Raw genomic sequence first — 21,131 nt, forward strand, 5'->3', positions numbered from 1 at the left:
CTCCGGAAGGAGAAGTGCGCTCCGTCGGAGGCATTGGACGAAAACAGATGCAGATAGATTTTACCAGAGAGAAAAGGGGAGACGTATGGAAAAGGAAGTAAGGGAGCAGATCTGGGGCCGTGCAGCAGGTATTCTGATGCCGGTGTTCGCACTTCCCGGCTCGTATGGCATCGGAACACTCGGAAAGGAGGCCTACGGCTTCGTGGATTTCCTCGCGGCGAGCGGGCAGACCTACTGGCAGGTGCTTCCGATCGGGCCGACGGGCTATGGCGACTCGCCGTATCAGAGCTTCTCGACCTTCGCGGGCAATCCGTATTTCATCGATCTCGAGACGCTGATCGATGAGGAGCTGCTGACGCGCGAGGAGTGCGAGGCGGTGGATTTCGGCGCGGATGCTTCGCGGATCAGCTATGAAAAGCTGTATCTCGGTCGCTTCCCGCTGCTCCTGAAGGCGTTCGAACGTTTCGAGGAGCGGACAAGCGGGGAGGGCAATGTTGCGCCCGAGGCGGAGGAGAAGGAAGCGTATCGTCAGTTTATCCAGCATACGGTGCACTGGCTGCCGGCCTACGCGCAGTTCATGGCTGCGAAGACGGACTACCCGGAGGATTTCTACCGCTTCACGCAGTATCAGTTTGACAAGCAGTGGAAGCGCCTGCGGGCCTACGCAAATGAAAAGGGCATCGCCATCATCGGTGATATCCCGATCTACGTATCGAGTGATTCTGTGGATTTCACGGAGCATCCGGAGCTCTTCCAGCTTGATGAGGAGGGACAGCCGAAGCAGATCGCGGGCTGTCCGCCAGACAGCTTTTCGGCGACTGGCCAGCTCTGGGGTAATCCGGTTTATGACTGGGACTATCATAAGAAGACGGGCTATCACTGGTGGATCGCCCGGATGCGCCGCTGCTTCGATCTCTTCGACGTGGTGCGTGTCGATCACTTCCGCGGCTTCGACGAGTACTACGCGATCCCGGCGGGTGCGAGCGATGCGACGGGTGGTCACTGGGAAAAGGGCCCCGGCATTGGCCTCTTCAATGCGCTGAAGGAGGCGCTCGGAGAGAAGCGGATCATCGCAGAGGACCTCGGCTATGTGACCGACACGGTGCGGAAGCTCGTCGAGGACACCGGCTATCCTGGGATGAAGCTGCTGGAGTTCGGCTTCGACTCGCGCGAGAGCGGAGACTACCGTCCGTGCACCTGGCCGGCCAATGCGGTCTGCTATACGGGTACACACGACAATCAGACGCTGGCTGCGTGGGTGCGTGAGATCTCTCCGGTTGACCGTGATTTTGCGATTCGATATTATACTGCGTGGAAGCAGGGGAAGGGAGAGGAAGTGAACGTGCGCCCGCGTTCCGAGGCGGAGCTCGCCGAGGACAGCAGCGTGACGAGGGACTTCCTTCAGTCGGACTACACCGACGCGCTGATCGAGATGACGCTGGCTGCGAAGCCGGAGACCGCTATCATCCCGATGCAGGATTACCTCGCTCTCGGGGCAGAGGCGCGCATCAACACGCCGTCGACGCTCGGACAGAACTGGACCTTCCGTTTTACAGAGAAAGATTTTTCAAAGGAATGCGCGGAGAAGATCCGGCGAATGACGGAGGAGAGTCAGCGTATCAGAAAGTAGAAAGCTATGGCAGCGAAGAAACTGACAATCAAGGAAATTGCCAAACTGTCGGGCATCAGTGTGTCGACCGTGTCGCGAGCGATCAATAACCACTATGACATCAGTCCGGAGACGAAGCGCCGGGTACAGGAGATCATCGATCAGTATGGTTACGTGCCGAACAACTCGGCACGGAATCTGAAGCTGAATGACGCACGAAACATCGCGGTCCTCGTGAAGGGCATCACGAACCCCTTCTTCACGAGCATGATCAAGGTGTTTGAGAAGGAGTGCTCGGATCATGATTACGCCCTGGTGCTCGAGCATGTCGAGGAGGAGCAGGATGAGACCGAGCTCGCGGCGCTGCTCGAGAAGGAGAAGCGTCTGAACGGCATCATCTTCCTCGGTGGAAATCCGGTACAGTCGGTGGAGCGCCTGAAGCGTCTGACGGTTCCGTTCGTGTTCTGCTCGGTGGCCGTTCCGGATCGAAAGGCCTTCGCAGAGTACTCCTATGTGGCGATCGATGACCGGGCGGAAGCTGAAAAGGTGACGGATTACCTGATCGAGCAGGGACGGAAGCGGATCGCACTTCTCAGCGATGCGGAATCCGATATCAGTAACGGTATGCTCCGTCTCGAGGGCTACCTGCATTCGCTCGAGAAGCATGGCATCGAGCTGGATCCGGCACTGATCTGTCGACCGATCTCGATTCAGAAGACCTATACCTATGAGAATGGATATCAGCGGACGGTGGACCTGGTCCAGTCGGGCACGAAGTTCGACGCGATCTTCGCCATTGCGGACTCCATCGCGATCGGCTGTCTCCGGGCGCTTCGCGATCAGGGCATACGCGTACCGGAGGATGTTGCGGTCATCGGCTTCGACGGCCTCGAGATCGGACACTATCTGACGCCGGCACTCTCGACACTGCAGCAGCCGGTGGATGAGATGGCCGAAGCCTCGATGCACGCCCTCCTCGGGCTCCTCGAAGAGCGCGAGAAGGAAGTCGCCGCGAAGCTGGCTGGCAGCACTACTGCGGAACGGCAGGATGCTGGGGGCAAGGTGAGCGACGGAAGCGCAGAAACGTCGGACGGCGGGGCATTGAAGCCGAAAGAAAAGAAGGCAAGATTCCAGCAGATCTTCCCTGGAGAACTGAAGATCCGGGAGAGCTGCTGAGGAAGAAATGGACGAGGGCGGAAACGCCCTCGTTTTTTTGCTACTGTTCAGGCAGGGAACCCCGGAGGGGCGGCAACGGAGGCACAGTACTCCGGGTTTCCCCACTACCTGAACGGTTACCGTTTACGAAATTCTTAATTTACAGGAACTATATCTGAAAATTACGAAATACCACATAATTGGCTTCGAAATTCTGTATAATAGTGGACAGATACTATTTTAAGTGCAGTAAAGGAGCGTAACGTATATGTTTGTACTTGTATTGTTGCTTTTAGTCATCGTGGTGCTGATGCGGATGATCTGCATCGTGCCGCAGGGACATGCGTATGTGACGGAGATGCTGGGGCAGTACAGCGGCACCTGGGGTGCGGGTCTTCACTTTAAGATTCCGATCGTGCAGCGGGTCATCAAGAAGGTGAGCCTGAAGGAGCAGGTGCTGGATTTCCCGCCGCAGCCGGTGATCACGAAGGATAATGTCACCATGACCATCGATTCGGTGGTGTTCATGAAGGTGCAGGATCCGAAGCTTTTTGTGTATGGCGTAGAGAATCCGCTGTCGGGTCTTCAGAATCTGTCGGCGACGACGCTGCGTGCGATCATCGGTGACATGGAGCTCGATCAGACCCTGACGAGCCGTGATCAGATCAATGCACGCATGCAGACGACACTGGATGTGGCGACGGACCCGTGGGGCATCAAGGTCACGAGAGTCGAAATTAAGAACATTCAGCCGCCGAAGGAGATCGAGGAGGTCATGACGAAGCAGATGCGTGCAGAGCGTGAGCGCCGTCAGACCGTGCTCGAGGCACAGGCGCATCAGGAAGCGGTCGTCACCAGAGCGAAGGGTGACCAGCAGGCGAAGGTCATCGCCGCGCAGGCGGAGCGAGATGCACAGATCGCCCTGGCGGAAGGTAAGGCGAAGAGTATCGACCTCGTCTATGAGGCGGAGGCGCGTGGTATCGAGCGTCTGAACCGTGCGCAGGTCAGTGAGGGTGTGCTGAAGCTGAAGGGCCTCGATGCACTGAAGGAGGTTTCCAACGGCCGTGCGACGAAGATCTTTATGCCGTCCGACATAACCCAGGCCGTTTCGACGCTGGGCGTCGTCGGTGAGAGCCTCGGCATCGGGGATGCGACGCCGGTCGATCACAGTGCGCCGGCAGCACCGAAGGCACCGGTCGATCCGTGCATCAATGAAGAATCCAGTGCGACGACGGTGGGTGCGGCAGCAACCGGCCACCAGATCGCACATGAGGTGCAGTCCAGCTACGGAAAGCTGGGCGTGGACCAGTAAAAGAAGAGGGAATCCCTTTCGTAACCAGAAGGGATTCCCTTTTTCGTTGCAGAAAATGGGGTATGACCCCATTAAATTTTTCTAAACAAAATCTAAAGTCGAAGTTTATGGGGTCAGACCCCATTACGAAATTCTTAAGGTGCGGTGTCGGACGCCAGGAAGAGGTCGTTCAGGTAGATGACCTGGGCGACGGCGGAGGTGACGCGGTAGAGGACCTTCTTTTCGAAGGAGACGCCGTCGGTGTGGAGCGGGCTTTCGTCGCGGTCCTCGAAGAGGATGATCAGCTTCTTCTCGAGCTCCATGCAGAAGTAGTTGTAGGCGATCGGAAGCGGGTAGCTTTTCTTCTGCATGTCGATGAGCGAGGCGATGTGGTCCATCGCGAGGACCTGCTTCACGAGGACGAGGAAGATCGCGTAGGCGATCTGGTCGGCGTAGTACTGCTTCTTCAGTGGTCGGTCGATGTAGCCTTTCTTTACGTAGTTGCTGATCATCGAGGAGGTGACCGGGATGTTCAGCGGTGAGAGGCATTCGTTGATATACTTGACGGTCTGCTCGAGGTAGAGTCCCACATTCGGGAGCTCATCGTAGCGTGGCATCCGGAAATCTCTGGCTGGTAAATTCATTTGTTCTTCCCCCATTAAATATGTGCGTGTTTCAAGTCGCTTCGTGCCCGGTGTATGAATAGCGCGATCGTGCGGCCTGGTCCAATGCTTCTCCGTTTCGTGTATACAAAGCGTCTGCCTGTGAACGAGCAGACGGAAGTCGTGCCGCTTCTGGCGAATCAATAATCAGTATTTTACATCGGGTTTTAAAAAACTGCAATAGAGTTTTACTATAGCTTGACAAAACGATGCGGAATGGCTACTATACAACATGATAAAAGATTTCGGAAAACCGATGATTTAGAGAACAAAGCGATGAAGATGAGAATTGTGGCGGATTCGTCCGCAAATCTGTTAGAGATGAAGGATGTGGAGTTTGCGAGTGTGCCGGTGCATATCATCGTGGGCGAGCGGGCACTGTGCTGCTACTATGCAGAGCCGGGCTCGGTGATGGTCGGATTTGAGGCGTGAGAAGAAAATGGTGGATTGCGTCCCTCTTTTTAATACTGTAAAATCAGAGAAAAAGAGGAGGCAGTGTTATGAACGGTGATCAGAGAGGTGCGCAGATGCTTACATTTTCGGACGGCAGTCAGCTGGATCCGGCGCTCATACTCTATATTATGATGAGGCGAAACTACGCAGAGTTTCACCTGGCAGGTGGGAAGCTCAAGGAGGCTCGTGTGACCATGGCGCAGCTGGAGACACGGCTCGGCGTGGAGTTCGTGAAGATCCACCGGAGTACCCTGGTTTCTGTCCGCGCCATCCATGATGTGACGGATACGGTCAATCTGAACAACGGCGAAAAGCTTAACTATGTCGCCAGTAAAAAGACCTGGCTGCAGTCAGAACTCCGGGAGCGGAGGAAGCGCCTGCTGCAGGTGCTTCCAGAGGCCGGACAGACGGATTTCCGGGAGCATTATCGTGTCTTTGACACCCTTCCCTTCGCGTTCACGGACATCGAGATGGTTTTCGACGAGAAGAACAACGCCGTGGACTGGATCTTCCGTTACGGAAATCCCGCGCTGGCCGAGCTCGAGAAGCTGCCGCTCGACACCATGATCGGTGCCTCCTTCGGCAGCCTCTTCCCTAACATGGACGCCAAGTGGCTGCGCGCCTATGAGCGCTCCGCCCTCTATGGCGAGACCCTGGAAATCCTCGATTATTCCCCGGAAATCGACACCTACCTGAAAATCATCAGCTTCCCGACCTTCCCCGGACACTGCGGCTGCATCCTCTTCGATGTCAGCAGAATCCGTTTCGGTAATACACCGTCCCCGGCTGATCGGGCAATGCTTCTGTACCTGACACAGATGGCCAGAAGCTGACGGGGAATTTTTTTGTAATTCAGCATTACCGATTGTTTTTGACATTGGCGTCGGACATCGTGCCGGCAGCCAGAGAAAAGATCCGGGGAAGCGCGCCGTACGTCGGCATCGCAGGGTACTCGCTGGCCGGACTGTTCGCACTCTATGCGATGTACCGCTGCGACTGTTTCGCGCGGGTGGCCAGCATGTCCGGCTCCCTGTGGTTTCCGAAGTTCCGGGAATACGTGCTTCGACATGAGCCGATACGGAAACCGGAGAAGCTCTACATGTCGTTAGGGGATGCCGAGGCGAAGACGAAGCATGCGGTGCTGAAGACCGTGCAGGAAAATACGGAGGCGATTCTTCAGCACTATCAGGAGCTCGGCGTGGATGTACGCTGGGAGCTGAACCCCGGAAATCACTTCCGGGACGCGGCGATGCGAAGCGCAAAAGGTATCAAAGCGATACTGGAAGCGTAATTGCGTCAGGAAGTCCGAGGCTCGAAATAACTGGAATGATGCAGGAAAAATACGGGATGTAATGTGAGCGACGAAGCAGAAGGTATCGGATGAAGCAGTGGGATGCAACATTGAACCAAGATGATGAACGGGACGTGCATGGTACATGCCGCACCATGCGTGTTCCGTTCTGCTTTTGTTTATGGTAAAATAGTTCCAATTTCTGTATTTGGGAGAGTGTAGCATGTACGAGCGAATCATGATTCTGATTATGGCGCTGATCGTCGATCTGGTCTTCGGGGATCCGCACAACTGGTTCCATCCGGTGATGGCGATGGGCCGCGGCATCGAGTGGCTGGAGAAGTTCCTGCGCCGGAGCCTCCATATCTCGGAGGATCCGGAGGCGGGCCGTGGGAAGAAGCAGTTCGCGGGTGCGATTCTCGTCGTGCTGATGCTCGTGATCTTCACGGTTATCCCGCTCATCATTCACAACATCGCGACGATGTTCGGCGAGACCCTGACCTGGGCGATCGACGCCTTCCTCGCCTACCAGATGCTCGCGATGAAGCAGCTGAAGCGGGAATCCATGAAGGTCTATGAGGCCCTCAAGCGTAAAAATATCAAGGATGCGCGCGAAGCGGTCTCGATGATCGTGGGTCGTGACACGAAGCGTCTCAATATGACCGGTGTCACGAAGGCGACGGTCGAGACGGTCGCGGAGAATGCCTCCGACGGGGTGGTCGCACCGCTCCTGTTCATGATGGTGTTCGGTGTGGCCGGTGGCTGGTTCTATAAGACCGTCAACACCATGGACTCCATGATCGGCTACAAGAACGACCAGTATAAGTACTTCGGCACCGCGGCGGCTCGCCTCGATGATATCTGCAACTTCATCCCGGCGCGCATCAGCGCACTGTTCATGTGCATCGCGGCCATGTTCCTGGGCCTCGACTGGAAGGGCGCGTTCCGTATCTGGCGTCGCGACGCGCGGAAATCCACGAGCCCGAACTCCGGGCAGACGGAAGCTGCCATGGCCGGCGCGCTCGGCGTCGAGCTCCTCGGAGACGCATACTACTTCGGAAAGCTCGTTCACAAGCCGGCGATCGGTGACAGCAAGCGCGAAATCACACCAGAGGATATCGAAACAGCGAATCGCATCATGTACCTTAGCGTGTTCATGATCTACTTCGTCGGCATCATGATCATGCGGACCGTCATGCTGTATAGCGGCTGGATCTGAACACACGGACCAGCTATGCAGGGAAGGATGCTTCGGACTTCGCAGCGGCCTGCCTCCAGTTGCTTAAAGGGCTGGACTCTCCGTCGACGACAAAGAAAGTAAGGTTTATGAACTATGTACATGGCGGCGATGTGTATCGCCGCGCAGTTGATCTCGATTATTCTGTAAATATCAATCCGCTGGGCATGCCTCCACGGGCGTGCCAGGCGGCGAAGCACGGCGTCGACCAGAGCACCGCCTATCCGGACTGGAAGGTGGAGAAGCTCCGCGACGCCGTCGTTTCGTTTCTGAACCGGAAGTTTGCGGTGGTCGTTTCGTCTGCCGGGGCCAATGCGGACATCGGTGTTCCATCCGCCGGGATGCGGACAGACGATATGGCTGCTGGCGCGTCGACCTGCGCAGCAGGGACTGGGCCGGTGCTAGGGGGAATCGAAACACATGAAGCATGCGCGGTCGCGCCGGAGTGGATCAGCTTCGGTAATGGTGCCGCGGATCTGATCTATCGTCTGATGCAGGTACTTCGTCCGCAGCAGGTCGTCGTCGCGGCGCCGGCCTTCGCGGAGTACAGTGTCGCCGCGGAGCGCGTGGGGGCGCAGGTCGTCCCGGTCTATCTGTCGGAAGCGGACGACTTTTCGTTCACACCGGCGGTAGAGGCAGCCTTTATCCAGGCGATCGAGAGGGCTCCGTCCGGCTCCGCGGTCTTCCTCTGTAATCCGAACAATCCGGATGGCAATGTCATCCGCGCGGAGGTGCTGCAGCGCATCGCGGCGGTCTGTGAAGCGCACCACAGCTGGCTCCTCGTGGATGAGTGCTTCCTGCCGTTTCTTCGCTCCGACGACAGCACGCATTCGAGCGGTGGGCAGGAAGCAGGGGAGCGTGAGGCCCAGATGCCGAAGCCTATTTCCTTCGACGACAGCCCGCATGCAGCAGCGACGCATTTTTCTAATGTGGAGCATGCACTGCGTCCGAACGAGCTGGAATGCAGCATGGTGCCGTCGCTTCGTGCGTTCGAGCATCTCGTGATCCTGCGTGCCTTCACGAAGATCTACGGTATGCCGGGGCTGCGTCTCGGCTACATGCTGACGGCGACGCAGGCGCTGACGGACGCGGTGCGGGCGACGATGACACCGTGGGAGATCAACCTTCCGGCGCAGCTCGCCGGCGTGGCGGCCCTCGAGGAAACAGAATTTGTGGAGAAGACACGGGCACTGATCCGCGCAGAACGGGCCTTCCTGGTGCAGACGCTCCCGACGCTTCCCTATGTGGAGAAGGTCTATGTGCCGGTATCGGATGCGAACTTCATCCTGTTCCGGACTGCGCTTACACAGCCGGACTGCCCGGATGGACGTGTGCGCAAGCCGGAATTGAAGTCGGAAAGCGATCCTTGCGTAAGTGAGAACAGGACTGTGTTTACGTCGCACAGCGTGGATTTAAAGGCGCTGCTGCTGGATCGAGGTGTACTGATTCGTGCCTGCGGGAACTACGAGGGCCTGGATGCACGCTACTACCGGATCTGCGTGCGGACGCACGAGGAGAATCTGGAGCTGATTCAGAGATGGCGAGCGTTATAGAATGTGTATCTGTCCATGAGCCCGGATGATGAGAAAGGCACATGAAAGCAGGAGGAGAAAAGAGGCGCGGTATGCACGTAGACGAAATGAAAATAGAAGCTGGGTTAAAACCAGGTAAAGTACCGGAGTCCGGCGTACCCGCCCACCGCGCGCGTGCGATCATGGTGCAGGGCACGATGTCGAACGCGGGGAAGAGTCTGCTGGTGGCGGGGCTCTGCCGCATCTTCCATGAGGATGGCTACAGGGTGGCTCCGTTTAAGGCGCAGAACATGGCGCTTAACAGCTTCATCACAGATGAAGGGCTCGAGATGGGTCGCGCGCAGGTCGTCCAGGCAGAGGCCGCCGGCATTGCCCCAAACGCGAGGATGAATCCAGTTCTGCTGAAGCCGACCACCGATGTCGGCTCGCAGGTGATCGTGCGCGGGGTGGCGCAGGGCAATATGACGGCCCGTGAGTACTATCGCAACAAGTGGGCGCTGCTGCCGGTCGTGCGCGCCGCCTACGAATCACTCGCGTCGGAGTATGACATCATCGTGATCGAGGGCGCGGGGAGTCCGGCGGAGGTGAATCTCCGGGAGGACGACCTCGTCAATATGGGGATGGCGGCGATCGCGGATGCGCCGGTGCTGCTGGTCGGCGACATCGACCGCGGCGGTGTATTTGCGCAGCTGCTCGGGACGCTCGAGCTGCTGGAGCCGGAGGAGCGGGCACGCATCCGGGGACTCATCATCAACAAGTTCCGCGGCGACAAGACGATCCTCGATCCGGGGCTCGACATCCTCGAGGCGCGGACCGGCAAGGCAGTGCTCGGCGTGGTGCCTTATCTCGATGTCGCGCTGGAGGACGAGGATTCGCTCTCGACGGCGCTCGAGCAGCGACAGGCGGAAGGCGGCCTTGACATCGCGGTAATCCGTCTGCCGCGCATCAGTAATTTCACGGATTTCACGGCGCTCGCGACGGAGCCGGGCGTCTCGGTCCGCTATGTGTCGAGCGTGCGAGAGCTCGGGGAGCCGGATGTGCTGATCCTGCCGGGCACGAAGAGCACGATCCGTGACCTCGACTGGCTGCGGAGCACCGGTCTCGAGGCGAAGATCCTGCAGAAGCAGGCGCGCGGCACGCTGATTCTCGGCATCTGCGGCGGCTTCCAGATGCTCGGCACCGAGGTCGTCGATGTCGAGGGCGTGGAAGGACCGGTGGGGGCCCGTACGCGGGGCCTCGGGCTCCTGCCGCTCCGCACGGAATTTGAGGCGGAGAAGACCCGGACGCAGACGCGCCTCGTGCTTGAGGGCCTCACGGGTGAGTTTGCGGCGCTGAACGGCCAGCGCGTCGACGGCTACGAGATCCACATGGGGCGTACGATCCCGGATCACCATACGACCGATGCGGTGCCGCGAGGCAATGCGCCGGATGATTCGACGCGCTGGCGTGACGAGGCCATGGTGCCGGCGGGTCCGGCATCCGGTGCGGTCACGACCAGCCACCCGGCGGACAGCTGCCTCTATGCACAGGCGGGCAATGTCTTCGGTACCTACCTGCATGGCTTCTTCGACCGTGATGGACTCCGGAACGCCTTCGTGGAGCGACTGTGTCGACGAAAAGGCATTGACCCCGGGGACCGGGAGGTCGTAAACTATGAAGCATTCAAGGAAGCGCAGTTTGCGAAGCTGAGCGCGGCGCTTCGGGCGTCGCTCGACATGGCGCGTATCTACGAAATCCTCGAGGGTGAGCAGGTCTGAGAAGCGACGGTCCGCGGCGAGCAGGACAGCACGACCGTAGCGCGCATCTGGTGCGTCGACCGGCGGCACATGCTGGAAGCAGCAGATGGGTGAGCACGAAGGGAGCTCGGTGGAATCATGATTGAAATCTACCACGGTGATGGAAAAGGGAAGACGACGGCGGCGATCGGCGCCGCAGTGCGGGCAGCAGGTCACAGTGTGCCCGTGGTATTCTGTCAGTTTCTGAAGGACGGGCTGTCCGGCGAGATCAGTACACTGGAGAAGATCCCGGGCGTGTTCGTGCTGCTTCCGGAGCACTGCTATGGCTTCACCTTCCGTATGACGGAGGAGGACAAGGCGGCGACCCGTGCGGATTCGGACACCCTGTTCCGGCGCGCGGTGCACACGATGGAGATCCTGCAGAAGACGGAGCCGCGGCGCGCAGAAGCCGCCCGTGCGCGGAAGGAGAAGATCGGCGTGGTGAAGCAGGAGCCGGAGAAGCCGGAAATCGCGGGGCTGTTCATCTTTGATGAGATCCTCGATGTCGTCAACAAGGGACTGCTCGACCGCGACATGCTGATCCACTTTCTGTTCCGCCTGCCGCAGAACATGGAGGTCATCCTGACCGGACGAAACCCCGACATCACCCTTCTCTCAATGGCGGATTACGTTACAAATATGGAGAAGGAAAAGCACCCGTACGACGACGGCATCACGGCGAGGGTCGGCGTGGAGAAGTGAGGACATCGGACTCCGAACAGGATCGGAGCGGGGCTTCAGCAGCATGGCGAGAATCAGCGGAAAGCCCGGGCACGCCCCGGCAGCAGGAGAACATCGTGGAAATCAAACTGGAACATATCGAACCGAAGGATATCGAGCGTCATTCGATGGCGCTGATTCAGCAGGAGCTGGACCGTCGTCACATCCGTCTCGATGCGGTGGAGGCACCGATCGTCAAGCGCTGCATTCATACCTCTGCGGACTTCGACTACGCCGAAAATCTCGTATTTTCGGCCAATGCTGTCGACCGCATGCGCACGTCGCTCCGCGCGGGGATTGCGGGCTCGGCGAGCGCAGACGCATCCGCGGGAGGACGGTCGCACGACGCAGGGGCGAGCGGCAGCTCGCATGCAGATGCATCGACGGAAGCTTGGGTGCGCGACGCGGGGGCGATCGTCGTCACTGACACGGAGATGGCACGCGCGGGCATCAGTAAGAAGGCGCTCGCGGCGCTGGGCGCGGAGACGCGCTGCTTCATGAGTGACCCGGATGTGGCGGCGGAGGCGCGGGCGCGCGGCGTGACACGCGCGGTCGTCAGCATGGAGTATGCGGCGCGGATCAAGGACCGCCCGCTGATCTTCGCGATCGGCAACGCACCGACGGCGCTCATCGAGCTCTACCGCCTGATTCATGACCGCGGGCTGCGTCCTGCCGGCATCATCGGCGTGCCCGTGGGCTTCGTCAATGTCGTCGAGGCGAAGGAGCTGATTCTGAGCCTCGCGGAGGAGACCGCGCCGATCGGCGACATCCCGTGGATCGTCGCCCGCGGACGGAAGGGCGGCTCGAACATCGCCGCCTGCATCGTAAACGCGCTGTTGTATGGCATCGACGACGTGAAGAGATGAAAAGTTCAGGTAGCGGGGACCCGGACGGGCGGCACCGATGGCCATACGTAGAGACCGTGTGAAGTCAAGCCGGGTCCCCTTAGCGGCACTTGGTACTATTTTCCTTAGCACCCTCTGCAACGCTGAGTTTTCATAAAGAAAACTCAGTGATTGCAGAGGGCCTAGTGCCGCTTAGGGTCCCCGGCTTAGAGTTCACCGGTCTCGGAGTACTGTGCCATCGGTGCCGCCCGTCCGGGATCCCCATACCTGAAGGTTTACCTGGAAAAATATTTATTGAAGAAACTGCACTTGTAAAGGAGAGACAGCATGGCAGATCGGATGTTTGATTTTAATCAATTGGAGGATGAGGCGAAGGCGCAGGCGGAGGCCGCAGCAGGGATCGAGACCGTGGCGGGCTGGACACTGCGTCGCTGCACGAATGACCGGGCAGACGCGGCACATCCGATTCTTACGCTCGCGGACCCGGAGCAGAAGCTTCCGCATCACGCGCTCGGCGTATTCCTGAACCCGGTGCGCGGAACTGCATTTGCCTGGACCGACGGGAAGACCGAGGCGAATGTCAGCGGCCGGGACAAGGATGGACGCGACCTGAGCGTTCCGATCGCCAGCATTGACCAGCGATTCGTGGCGCTCGAGCACTGGCTCGGGGAGAATCATGTGTCGCTCCGGCTGTCGGGCGCGCATACGGAGGAGGGCTACGCGGTGTATCGCATCCGGGCGATGGCAGCGGATGGTGAGCGAATTCAGACCGAGCGGGACGAGTTCCTGCAGCTCGTGATCCGGCGACTCCTCGAGAGCCGCGCGCCGGAGGAGAAGAGTGACGCGGAGGCGGCGTTCGATGCGGAGGAGCGCGAGGGAAAGAATCCGGGCGCGACCCCGATTTCGGATCTGAATTCCATGCTGAATTACCTCGCCTGTGCGGGGCAGACCCTGCCGGAGAATATGCGGGCCTGGGCGGAGCGGAACGTCGCGACGATCCGGTCGAGCACGATCAGCCCGGAGGAGCGGCGGCATGCAGAGCGGGCGCTTCAGATGGTGCTGAACATCCAGTGGAAGGGCGACTACTTCGAGTCGATCGATCCAGTGAAGGCGCGGGCAATCCTCGACGAGGAGCTGTATGGTCTCGAACGCGTGAAACAGCGCATCATGGAGACCATCATTCAGATCAACCGTACGCACACGCTGCCGGCCTACGGTCTGCTGCTGGCGGGGCCGGCGGGCATCGGTAAATCGCAGCTCGCTTACGCGGTGGCGCGTATCCTGCGGCTTCCGTGGACGAGCCTCGACATGAGTGCGATCCACGACTCGGAGGCGCTGACGGGCAGCCCACGCGTCTACGCAAACGCGAAGCCTGGGCGCATCATGGAGGCATTCGCCCAGAGCGGCGCGAGCAACACGGTTTTCATCATCAACGAGCTCGACAAGGCCGACCACAACAGCATTAACGGCAATCCGGCGGATGCGCTGCTGACGCTGCTCGACAATATCGGCTATACCGACAACTATATCGAGTGCCGTATCCCGACCTCGGGCGTCTACCCGGTCGCGACGGCGAACGATAAGAACCGCATCAGTGCACCGCTTATGAGCCGCTTCGCGGTGATCGACATCCCGGACTACACCCCGGAGGAGAAGCGAACGATCTTTCAGCGTTTCTCGCTGCCGAAGGTGCTGAAGCGCATGGGCATGCGCCCGGAGGAGTGTGTGGTGGAGGACCGCGCGATCGACGTGATCCTCGAGAAGTACCGGGACGACACGGGCTGCCGCGACCTCGAGCAGGCCGCTGAGCACCTCGCCGCAAACGCCCTCTACCAGATTGAAACGACCGGCGTGAAGGCCGTGACCTTCGACGCGCATACGACACGGATGCTGCTGTTCTGATGTATGTTCCGGCAGCGGAAGATTTGACTGGAAACAGAAATTACAGTTTAGACTGGGGTTTGGGGTATCGGCGCGGATGCCATACGGAGAGACCGTGTGAAAGCAAGCCGGGCTCGGAGTATGGTGCATCCGCTGCCGGTACTCCGGACCCCTTCACTGAACGATTATAAGGAAAGAGGATTATGGATAATAAGAAACTGAGAACTGCACTGTTTTTACATATCGTGCTGGTGGTGCTCGAGATGATCGACACGAACTACGCCTACGCGAAGGACGGCCTCGGCATGCTGATCTACTACACCGAGGATTCGAACCTGCTCTGCCTTATCGTGAGTGCGCTGTTTACGCTCGTGATGCTGCCGATCATCTTCAAGGGCCAGACGAGCGGCTTCGTCTCGACCTTTCTGATGCGGAATTACCGGAAGGGCGGGGAAGAGAAGGTGACGATTCCGACGCTGCTCCTGGTGCTTCGCTACGTGACGAGCTGCTGTCTGCTCGTGACCTTCCTCGTCGTGATCTTCGTGCTCGGCCCGACGGACGGCTACCGCGAGATGCTGCTCGACGGCACGCACCTCATCAACCACGTCGGTGCGCCGCTCCTGTCGCTCTACAGCTTCCTCTGCCTCGAGACCGAGCCGCGGCAGAAGCTCCCGACGTGGGCACCGCTCTGCGCGGTGGCGGCGACGATCGTGTACGCGATTCCGGTGCTGATCCTGAACATTGCGAAGCTTTACGTCGGCCCGTACCCGTTCCTGCACGTCTACGAGCAGCCGGTGTATATGACCGTGTTCTGGATCTTCGCGATCATTGGCGGCAATGTTCTCATCGCGCGCCTCGTCCAGATGGTTTATAATAGACGTATCCGAAAGTAAATCCGGCCAGTGCCGGCTTCGGCGGGCGGAAGCCCCGACCTTAAGAATTTCGTAAGGGGGTCTGACCCCTGTCTGCGCTCGGGAAACAGCTGTCTGCCGGGCGGAGATGGCGCCATGTGACGTAAAGGGGTCAGACCCCATAAAGTGGAGGAGAGTGCATGATTTTATATATGACATCAACGCCGGGTGGAATCAACCGGGCGACGGGGCGGCCAGAGCTGCTCAGTAATAAAAATCATTTCGTGGATCGGCTGAAGGAGGACTGGAAGCCGCACAGCAAGTGTGTGCTGGTCGCCTCCGAGCCGGATGATACGAAGTTTAACAGTGCCATGGCGAAGACCTATCTCGAGTGCTTCAACCGCTCGGGGCTGTCCATGGATTCGATCGACGTGCTGGATCGACGGGAGCCGAAGACGGTGGAGATCCTCGACCGCTTCGATGTCGTGATCCTCGCGGGTGGGCATGTGCCGACGGAGAACGCCTGGTTTCACCAGATCGGGCTTCGTGAGCACCTGCAGCACTTCCGGGGCATCGTTATCGGCATCAGTGCCGGCACGATGAACTGTGCGGAGGTGGTCTATGCGCAGCCGGAGGAGGAAGGCGAGGCGGTGAACCCGCATTATCAGCGCTTCCTCGAGGGCCTGGGCCTCACGAAGACGAAGGTCATCCCGCACTATAATCAGACGATCGACGCGGTGCTGGACGGCAAGCGCCTGTTCCAGGACATCACCTTCCCGGACAGCATGGGCGAGTCCTTCTACTGCCTCACGGATGGCGCGTATATCCGGAAGGACACGAAGACGAAGAAGGAAGTGCTCTATGGCGAGGCCTATCTGATCTCCGACGGCGAGATCGGCATGATCAGTAAGACCGGCGGCGAGTTCGAGATTCCGGTGAAGAGGCACATCCCGAAGACGCTGCTTCTGGGGGCGGCGATACTGGCGCTCGGCGCACTGATCGGCGCGGTGGTGACACGACGGATCATGGAAAGTGACTAGACCGAGGGGGGCTGACCCTAGACCGAGGGGGTCTGACCCCATTAAATTTTTAAACACAAATTCTAAAGTTGAAGTTTATGGGGTCAGACCCCATAAAGTGGAGGAGATAAGTCGAATGGATGTAGAGACAGCGCTGGATGCGCTTCGACAGAAGGCGAAGAGAGATGCGGGGTTCCGGGTGGAGCTGCTCGCGACGGCGGAGGAGAAGAATCCGCTGGCGGCTTTCTGCGCGATTGCGCAGCGGGAGGGGTATCCGCTCTATGAGATGGACATCCTCACCTACGGCGAGGAGTTTTATGCGGCGATCAAACGCTCCACGAACGGTGGCGGTGAGAACTCGCCGAAGCTGGATGGACAGGACGACTACTACGATATGTTCCTCGCGGAGCTTCGGAACATGAATTGACGGGCGGTCATGGGGCATGGTTCCTTCGGACTGCCTTAAGAATTTCGTAAGGGGGTCTGACCCCATTAAATTTTTATAAACAAAATCTAAAATTGAAGTTTATGGGGTCAGACCCCATAAAGTAGAGGTGTGAAAATGAGTGTAAAACTGGAATTCCCGGATGAGTATATGAATATTCTGCATTCCTACGCAGAGCAGAACAACGTGACGGTCGAGACGGCGCTGGCGGATACGCTGGAGTTTCTCGAGCTGAAGAACGAGGAATTCGATCACTACCAGGTGACGATCGAGGATCCGCGTCAGTACCTGAACGACGCAGACGATATGAGTGCGAAGGCGATCCGCCAGGCGTTCATGGATCTGTTCGGCGAGGACAGTGTCGGCGATACGATTTACTGCTACTACAACCCGGATAAGATGGATGTGCTGCTGATGGACATCCAGTATGACGATATGGTGCCGCTCTGGACCCTGCTCGAGACCTTCCATAACAAGATTCCAGGCATGGAGCTAAGCGGAGACCTTCTATCGCTCTTCTACGTACGTGACCGCTTCGACGGCCGCCACGACGAGATGGCGGAGCTCATGGACTGGTTCCTCGCGGAGCACGAAGACGACGGCTTCGAAACCGCCGGCTACTACGAGTCGATCTTCAATGATCCGGAGGATGAGGACGAGGACTTCGAGGATGACGAGTTCGATGACGCGGATGCCGAACCGTTAGAGGATGAAGACTTCGACGACGCAGAGGATGATTTCGAGGATTCTGAAACAGTTGAGGATTCAGACGAAGAAGATGGTAAGGATTCTGACGACTGATCAGATGATCAGGACAAGCATGATTCGGAAGATGGGATCATGATCCAGCATTGGCTGTATACAGAGGCTGTCTCACGTTGGTGGGGCAGCTTTTTTTGTGCGCCTCAGCGCCTATGCGTATGGTTACTGGCCCCCGGTCTGAACAGTTACTGCGTATGAGAACCAGGTAACAGGTACAGCGTTCGGCAGATTGCATTTCGGACAAATTGATTGTAGAATGATAGCAGATAATATTTTGTATATAAATAGTGAAAAACGTCAATTATAGATAATATAATATCTATGATGAATGGCTGGAAAAGGGATTTTCCATCAGTCCGTTCTCGCTCCCTCTGAAAAGACAGGTTTTTATTCCATCGAAAGATCATTTTGACGGACTGTTTGGCGTGTTTGCAGATAGTCTTCCGGACAACTGGGGCCGACTGCTTTTGAACCGTCTGCTCCGCGCACATCAGCAGAACACAGACGAACTGACGGTTATAGACCGTCTGGCCATCGTCGGAAAGTCCGGGATGGGAGCATTGACCTACTATCCGGAAAAGAGCTATGAGCAGAATTACGAGCATGTTGACCTGGATGAGCTGGCAGAAGAATGCGCGAAAATCCTGAATACGACAACAGTGGATGGGAATGGGCGAAATCCGGGCAGGAAGGAACTGCTCGCGGTAGGAATTCAGGCGGGGATGAAAAAGGAACGCTGTGAAAAAATCATCGAACAGATCGAAGCGTGTGTGAAGGAGATGCTCGGAGAGTATCTGAAATAAGGCGCCGCTAGGCGCCAATTACAAACTCAAACTAATGGGGTCAGACCCCATAAACTGGTGAAAGCCCCGGCGTGTGCCGGGGCTTTCACTATAGAAAAACTTATAAAATACCTTTTTCCGCGAGTTCGTCTGCGTAGCGGACGGTGGTCATGGCGTCGCGGCCATAGCAGTCAGCGCCGATTTTGTCAGCGTAGTCCTGGGTCATGACGGCGCCGCCGACGACGATGCGGCAGTCCGGCTTCTGCTGGTGGAGCTGCCGGATGGTTTCCTCCATGTTCACGACGGTGGTGGTCATGAGGGCGGAGAGGCCGACGAGGCGGATGTTCTCCCGAAGCGCGGTCTCCACGATGGTTTCCGGCGGCACATCTTTTCCGAGGTCGATGACGTCGTAGCCGTAGTTCTCGAGCAGGACCTTCACGATGTTCTTTCCGATGTCGTGAATGTCGCCCTTCACGGTCGCGAGGATGACGCGGCCCTTCGACTCCTGCGCGCTGCCGGCCATGGATTCCTTCACGACAGCGAAGGCGGCCTTGGCGGCTTCCGCGGCCATGAGGAGCTGCGGGAGGAAGACGGTGCCCTTTTCGAAGCCCTGGCCGACGACGTCGAGGGCCGGCACGAGGTCCTCGTTTATGATGTCGAGGGCATTTCGTGTGAGGAGAGCCTCACGCGTTGCGTCTGCTGCCGGTTTCGCCATGCCGCGTTCGATCGCTTCGACGAGTCGAGATTTGCCGGCCAATGCACCCGGTCCGCGACCGTCGTCTGCGCCCGCAGCCCGTCCGCTACCGGAAGATCCCGCGTTCGCGCCCGCGCTGGAGACATTGCCCGCCGTGCCAGGCCCGAAGCCGGCGTTACTGTCCGATCCGCCTAGGGGACGGCCGGTGGCCTGCAGGTCCCCGGCGGAAACCCCGAGCGCGTTCAGCACACGGGTCTTATAGGCGGTCAGCGCGTCGCTTACCTGCTTGTCTGGAGACTTGTAGCCGGCATAGGCGGAGATGAAGCTCTGGAAATTCTCATCCTGGTTTGTGAGCGCGCAGAAGGCGCGGTACGCCTGCATCATCGCCTGATTGTTCGGGTTGATGATCGCGCAGGAGAGCCCGTTCTGCAGCGCCATCTCGAAGAAGTAGGCGTTGATGAGCTCGCGGGCCGGGAGACCGAAGCTGATGTTCGACACACCGAGGATGCTGCTGCCACCGAGCTCGTCGCGGATGCGGCGGATCGTCTCGAGCGTCACGAGCGCCGAGCGCGGATCACTGGAGACGGTCATGCACAGGCCATCGATGACGATATCCTCGCGGCGAATCCCGTATTCCGCCGCCGTCGCGTAGATCTTCTCAGCGATACGGATGCGGTCGTCTGCATTGTCTGGAATACCGCCCTCATCGAGCGCGAGTGCCACGACGACGCCACCGTACTTCTTCACGAGCGGAAAGACCTCCGCCATGACCTCCTGCTTGCCGTTCACGGAGTTGATGAGCGCCTTGCCGTTGTAGTGACGAAGCGCGCGCTCCATGGCTTCCGGGTTCGAGGTGTCGATCTGGAGCGGCAGCGCCAGCACACTCTGCAGACGGCAGACGACCTCGTCGAGCAGCGCCACCTCATCGATCTCCGGCGTGCCGACATTGACATCGAGCACGTCCGCGCCCGCGTCCTCCTGCTGGAGGCCCTGGTCCACGATGTAGTCGATGTCGTGGTCGACGAGCGCCTGCTTGAAGCGTTTCTTGCCAGTCGGGTTGATGCGTTCGCCAATGATCACAGGACGGGCCGCCCGTCCGATTTCGACGGTGCGGGAGAAGGAGGCGATGACGGTCTGCGCACGGCCCTGCGGTGGGAGTAGCGGGAGAGGGCGCACGGCGGCGATCTCCGCGCGGATGTAGTCCGGGGTCGTGCCGCAGCAGCCACCGACGGCGGCCGCACCGAGCGCGGCGATCTGCTTCATATAGCCGGCGAATTCCTCCGGGCCGACATCATAGACGGTCTTTCCGTCGACGGACTTCGGAAGACCGGCGTTCGGATTCACGAGCACCGGCACGTGGGCGGCCTTCACGAGACGCTCCACGATCGGAATCATCTGGGCCGGTCCGAGCGAGCAGTTCACACCGAGCGCATCGACGCCGAGGCCCTCGAGCATAGCGACCACTGACTCCGGCGTACCGCCCGTCAGCATTTTCCCACTGCCGTCGAAGACGCAGGTGATGAAAACCGGTAGATCGCAGTTTTCCTTCGCCGCGAGCACCGCCGCCTTCGCCTCGTAGGAGTCGTTCATCGTCTCGATCAGCACGAGATCCGCACCCTCGCGGGCGCCGATCCGTACGACCTCGCCGAAGATATCGACCGCGTCGTCGAAGGAGAGGTCGCCCATCGGCGCGAGCAGCTTGCCCGTCGGACCGATGTCGAGGGCCACGTAGGCATCCTCGTCACGACCGGCCTGCGTGCGCGCTTCCTTCGCGAGCTTCACCGCCGCCGTCACGATTTCGTCGAGGTTCTCCGGGAACTTCAGGCGATTCGCGCCGAAGGTATTCGTGTTATAGATGTCCGCACCGGCCTCGAGATAGCCGCGGTGCAGATCGAGGATCCGATCCGGGTGGAGGAGATTCCAGGTCTCCGGCAGCTCCCCCGGCTGCAGGCCCTTCTCCTGCAGGATGGAGCCGGTGCCCCCGTCGAAGAACAGCCACTCCCGACCGATTCGATCCATGATATTCTTTCGCATAATTTCCTCCGTTGTGTGTTTACCATTGCAGGCCGCAGAACTTTCGTGGCTTTGCGGAACTTTATGGGGTCTGACCCCATTAAGTTTTTCTAA

The 21,131-nt window shown here is 58.8% G+C and carries 19 protein-coding genes; 17 read left to right on the forward strand and 2 right to left on the reverse strand.

The genetic code is table 11. The features are described 5' to 3' along the window. The first annotated feature begins 85 nt into the window (after positions 1-85). The 3 genes from ACTNC3_RS06160 (at position 86) to ACTNC3_RS06170 (ending at position 4,076) form a co-directional block, all read left to right on the forward strand. A complete protein-coding gene (locus ACTNC3_RS06160; protein WP_410043528.1) occupies positions 86-1,630 on the forward strand; it encodes a 4-alpha-glucanotransferase in 1,545 nt (514 codons plus the stop codon). A 6-nt stretch (positions 1,631-1,636) separates the two neighbouring features. Further along, entirely contained in the window at positions 1,637-2,785 is a 1,149-nt protein-coding gene (locus ACTNC3_RS06165) for a LacI family DNA-binding transcriptional regulator (protein WP_441226823.1), read from the forward strand. Positions 2,786-3,032: 247 nt separating this feature from the next. Then, positions 3,033-4,076 carry an SPFH domain-containing protein gene (locus ACTNC3_RS06170; protein WP_410043530.1) on the forward strand — a complete coding sequence of 348 codons (1,044 nt, stop codon included), beginning with the start codon at positions 3,033-3,035 and terminating at the stop codon, positions 4,074-4,076. A gap of 134 nt (positions 4,077-4,210) precedes the next feature. On the opposite strand, the gene ACTNC3_RS06175 is transcribed toward ACTNC3_RS06170, so the two are convergent. Continuing rightward, positions 4,211-4,699, reverse strand: a complete 489-nt coding sequence (locus tag ACTNC3_RS06175) for a DUF1836 domain-containing protein (protein ID WP_441226824.1) — start codon at positions 4,697-4,699, stop codon at positions 4,211-4,213. A 294-nt stretch (positions 4,700-4,993) separates the two neighbouring features. Between ACTNC3_RS06175 and ACTNC3_RS06180 the strand changes: the two genes are divergently transcribed. From ACTNC3_RS06180 to ACTNC3_RS06245, 14 genes are all read left to right on the forward strand, one after another. Beyond that, positions 4,994-5,149: a hypothetical protein gene (locus ACTNC3_RS06180; RefSeq protein ID WP_441226825.1), complete on the forward strand. Its 156-nt coding sequence runs from the start codon at positions 4,994-4,996 to the stop codon at positions 5,147-5,149. A 68-nt stretch (positions 5,150-5,217) separates the two neighbouring features. Further along, a complete protein-coding gene (locus ACTNC3_RS06185) occupies positions 5,218-6,003 on the forward strand; it encodes a LytTR family transcriptional regulator DNA-binding domain-containing protein (RefSeq protein WP_441226826.1) in 786 nt (261 codons plus the stop codon). Positions 6,004-6,035: 32 nt separating this feature from the next. Further along, positions 6,036-6,461, forward strand: a complete 426-nt coding sequence (locus ACTNC3_RS06190; protein WP_410043534.1) for an alpha/beta hydrolase-fold protein — start codon at positions 6,036-6,038, stop codon at positions 6,459-6,461. A gap of 223 nt (positions 6,462-6,684) precedes the next feature. Then, complete coding sequence (cbiB, locus tag ACTNC3_RS06195) at positions 6,685-7,680, forward strand: adenosylcobinamide-phosphate synthase CbiB (RefSeq protein WP_441226827.1); 996 nt, start codon at positions 6,685-6,687, stop codon at positions 7,678-7,680. A 107-nt stretch (positions 7,681-7,787) separates the two neighbouring features. Beyond that, positions 7,788-9,251: a pyridoxal phosphate-dependent aminotransferase gene (locus tag ACTNC3_RS06200; protein WP_441226828.1), complete on the forward strand. Its 1,464-nt coding sequence runs from the start codon at positions 7,788-7,790 to the stop codon at positions 9,249-9,251. Positions 9,252-9,322: 71 nt separating this feature from the next. Continuing rightward, positions 9,323-10,987 carry a cobyric acid synthase gene (locus ACTNC3_RS06205; protein ID WP_441226829.1) on the forward strand — a complete coding sequence of 555 codons (1,665 nt, stop codon included), beginning with the start codon at positions 9,323-9,325 and terminating at the stop codon, positions 10,985-10,987. Between the two features lie 117 nt (positions 10,988-11,104). Further along, on the forward strand, positions 11,105-11,707 hold the full coding sequence (locus tag ACTNC3_RS06210) for a cob(I)yrinic acid a,c-diamide adenosyltransferase (RefSeq protein WP_410043538.1): 603 nt from the start codon (positions 11,105-11,107) through the stop codon (positions 11,705-11,707). 95 nt (positions 11,708-11,802) lie between these two features. Beyond that, entirely contained in the window at positions 11,803-12,591 is a 789-nt protein-coding gene (locus ACTNC3_RS06215; RefSeq protein ID WP_441226830.1) for a precorrin-8X methylmutase, read from the forward strand. Positions 12,592-12,897: 306 nt separating this feature from the next. Continuing rightward, positions 12,898-14,472, forward strand: a complete 1,575-nt coding sequence (locus tag ACTNC3_RS06220) for an AAA family ATPase (protein ID WP_441226831.1) — start codon at positions 12,898-12,900, stop codon at positions 14,470-14,472. A 182-nt stretch (positions 14,473-14,654) separates the two neighbouring features. Further along, positions 14,655-15,344: a hypothetical protein gene (locus ACTNC3_RS06225; RefSeq protein WP_441226832.1), complete on the forward strand. Its 690-nt coding sequence runs from the start codon at positions 14,655-14,657 to the stop codon at positions 15,342-15,344. 158 nt (positions 15,345-15,502) lie between these two features. Beyond that, positions 15,503-16,342 carry a Type 1 glutamine amidotransferase-like domain-containing protein gene (locus tag ACTNC3_RS06230; RefSeq protein WP_441226833.1) on the forward strand — a complete coding sequence of 280 codons (840 nt, stop codon included), beginning with the start codon at positions 15,503-15,505 and terminating at the stop codon, positions 16,340-16,342. A 115-nt stretch (positions 16,343-16,457) separates the two neighbouring features. After that, positions 16,458-16,748 (forward strand): hypothetical protein, encoded by a 291-nt coding sequence (locus ACTNC3_RS06235; protein ID WP_441226834.1) that lies wholly within the window; start codon positions 16,458-16,460, stop codon positions 16,746-16,748. 135 nt (positions 16,749-16,883) lie between these two features. Beyond that, complete coding sequence (locus ACTNC3_RS06240; RefSeq protein WP_441226835.1) at positions 16,884-17,567, forward strand: hypothetical protein; 684 nt, start codon at positions 16,884-16,886, stop codon at positions 17,565-17,567. 332 nt (positions 17,568-17,899) lie between these two features. After that, positions 17,900-18,331: a HipA N-terminal domain-containing protein gene (locus ACTNC3_RS06245; protein ID WP_441226859.1), complete on the forward strand. Its 432-nt coding sequence runs from the start codon at positions 17,900-17,902 to the stop codon at positions 18,329-18,331. A 100-nt stretch (positions 18,332-18,431) separates the two neighbouring features. On the opposite strand, the gene ACTNC3_RS06250 is transcribed toward ACTNC3_RS06245, so the two are convergent. Beyond that, a complete protein-coding gene (locus ACTNC3_RS06250; protein ID WP_441226836.1) occupies positions 18,432-21,038 on the reverse strand; it encodes a homocysteine S-methyltransferase family protein in 2,607 nt (868 codons plus the stop codon). Positions 21,039-21,131: the final 93 nt, after the last annotated feature.

The sequence above is a fragment of the Oribacterium sp. HCP3S3_B9 genome (genome assembly GCF_052064255.1).
GTDB lineage: Bacteria > Bacillota > Clostridia > Lachnospirales > Lachnospiraceae > Oribacterium.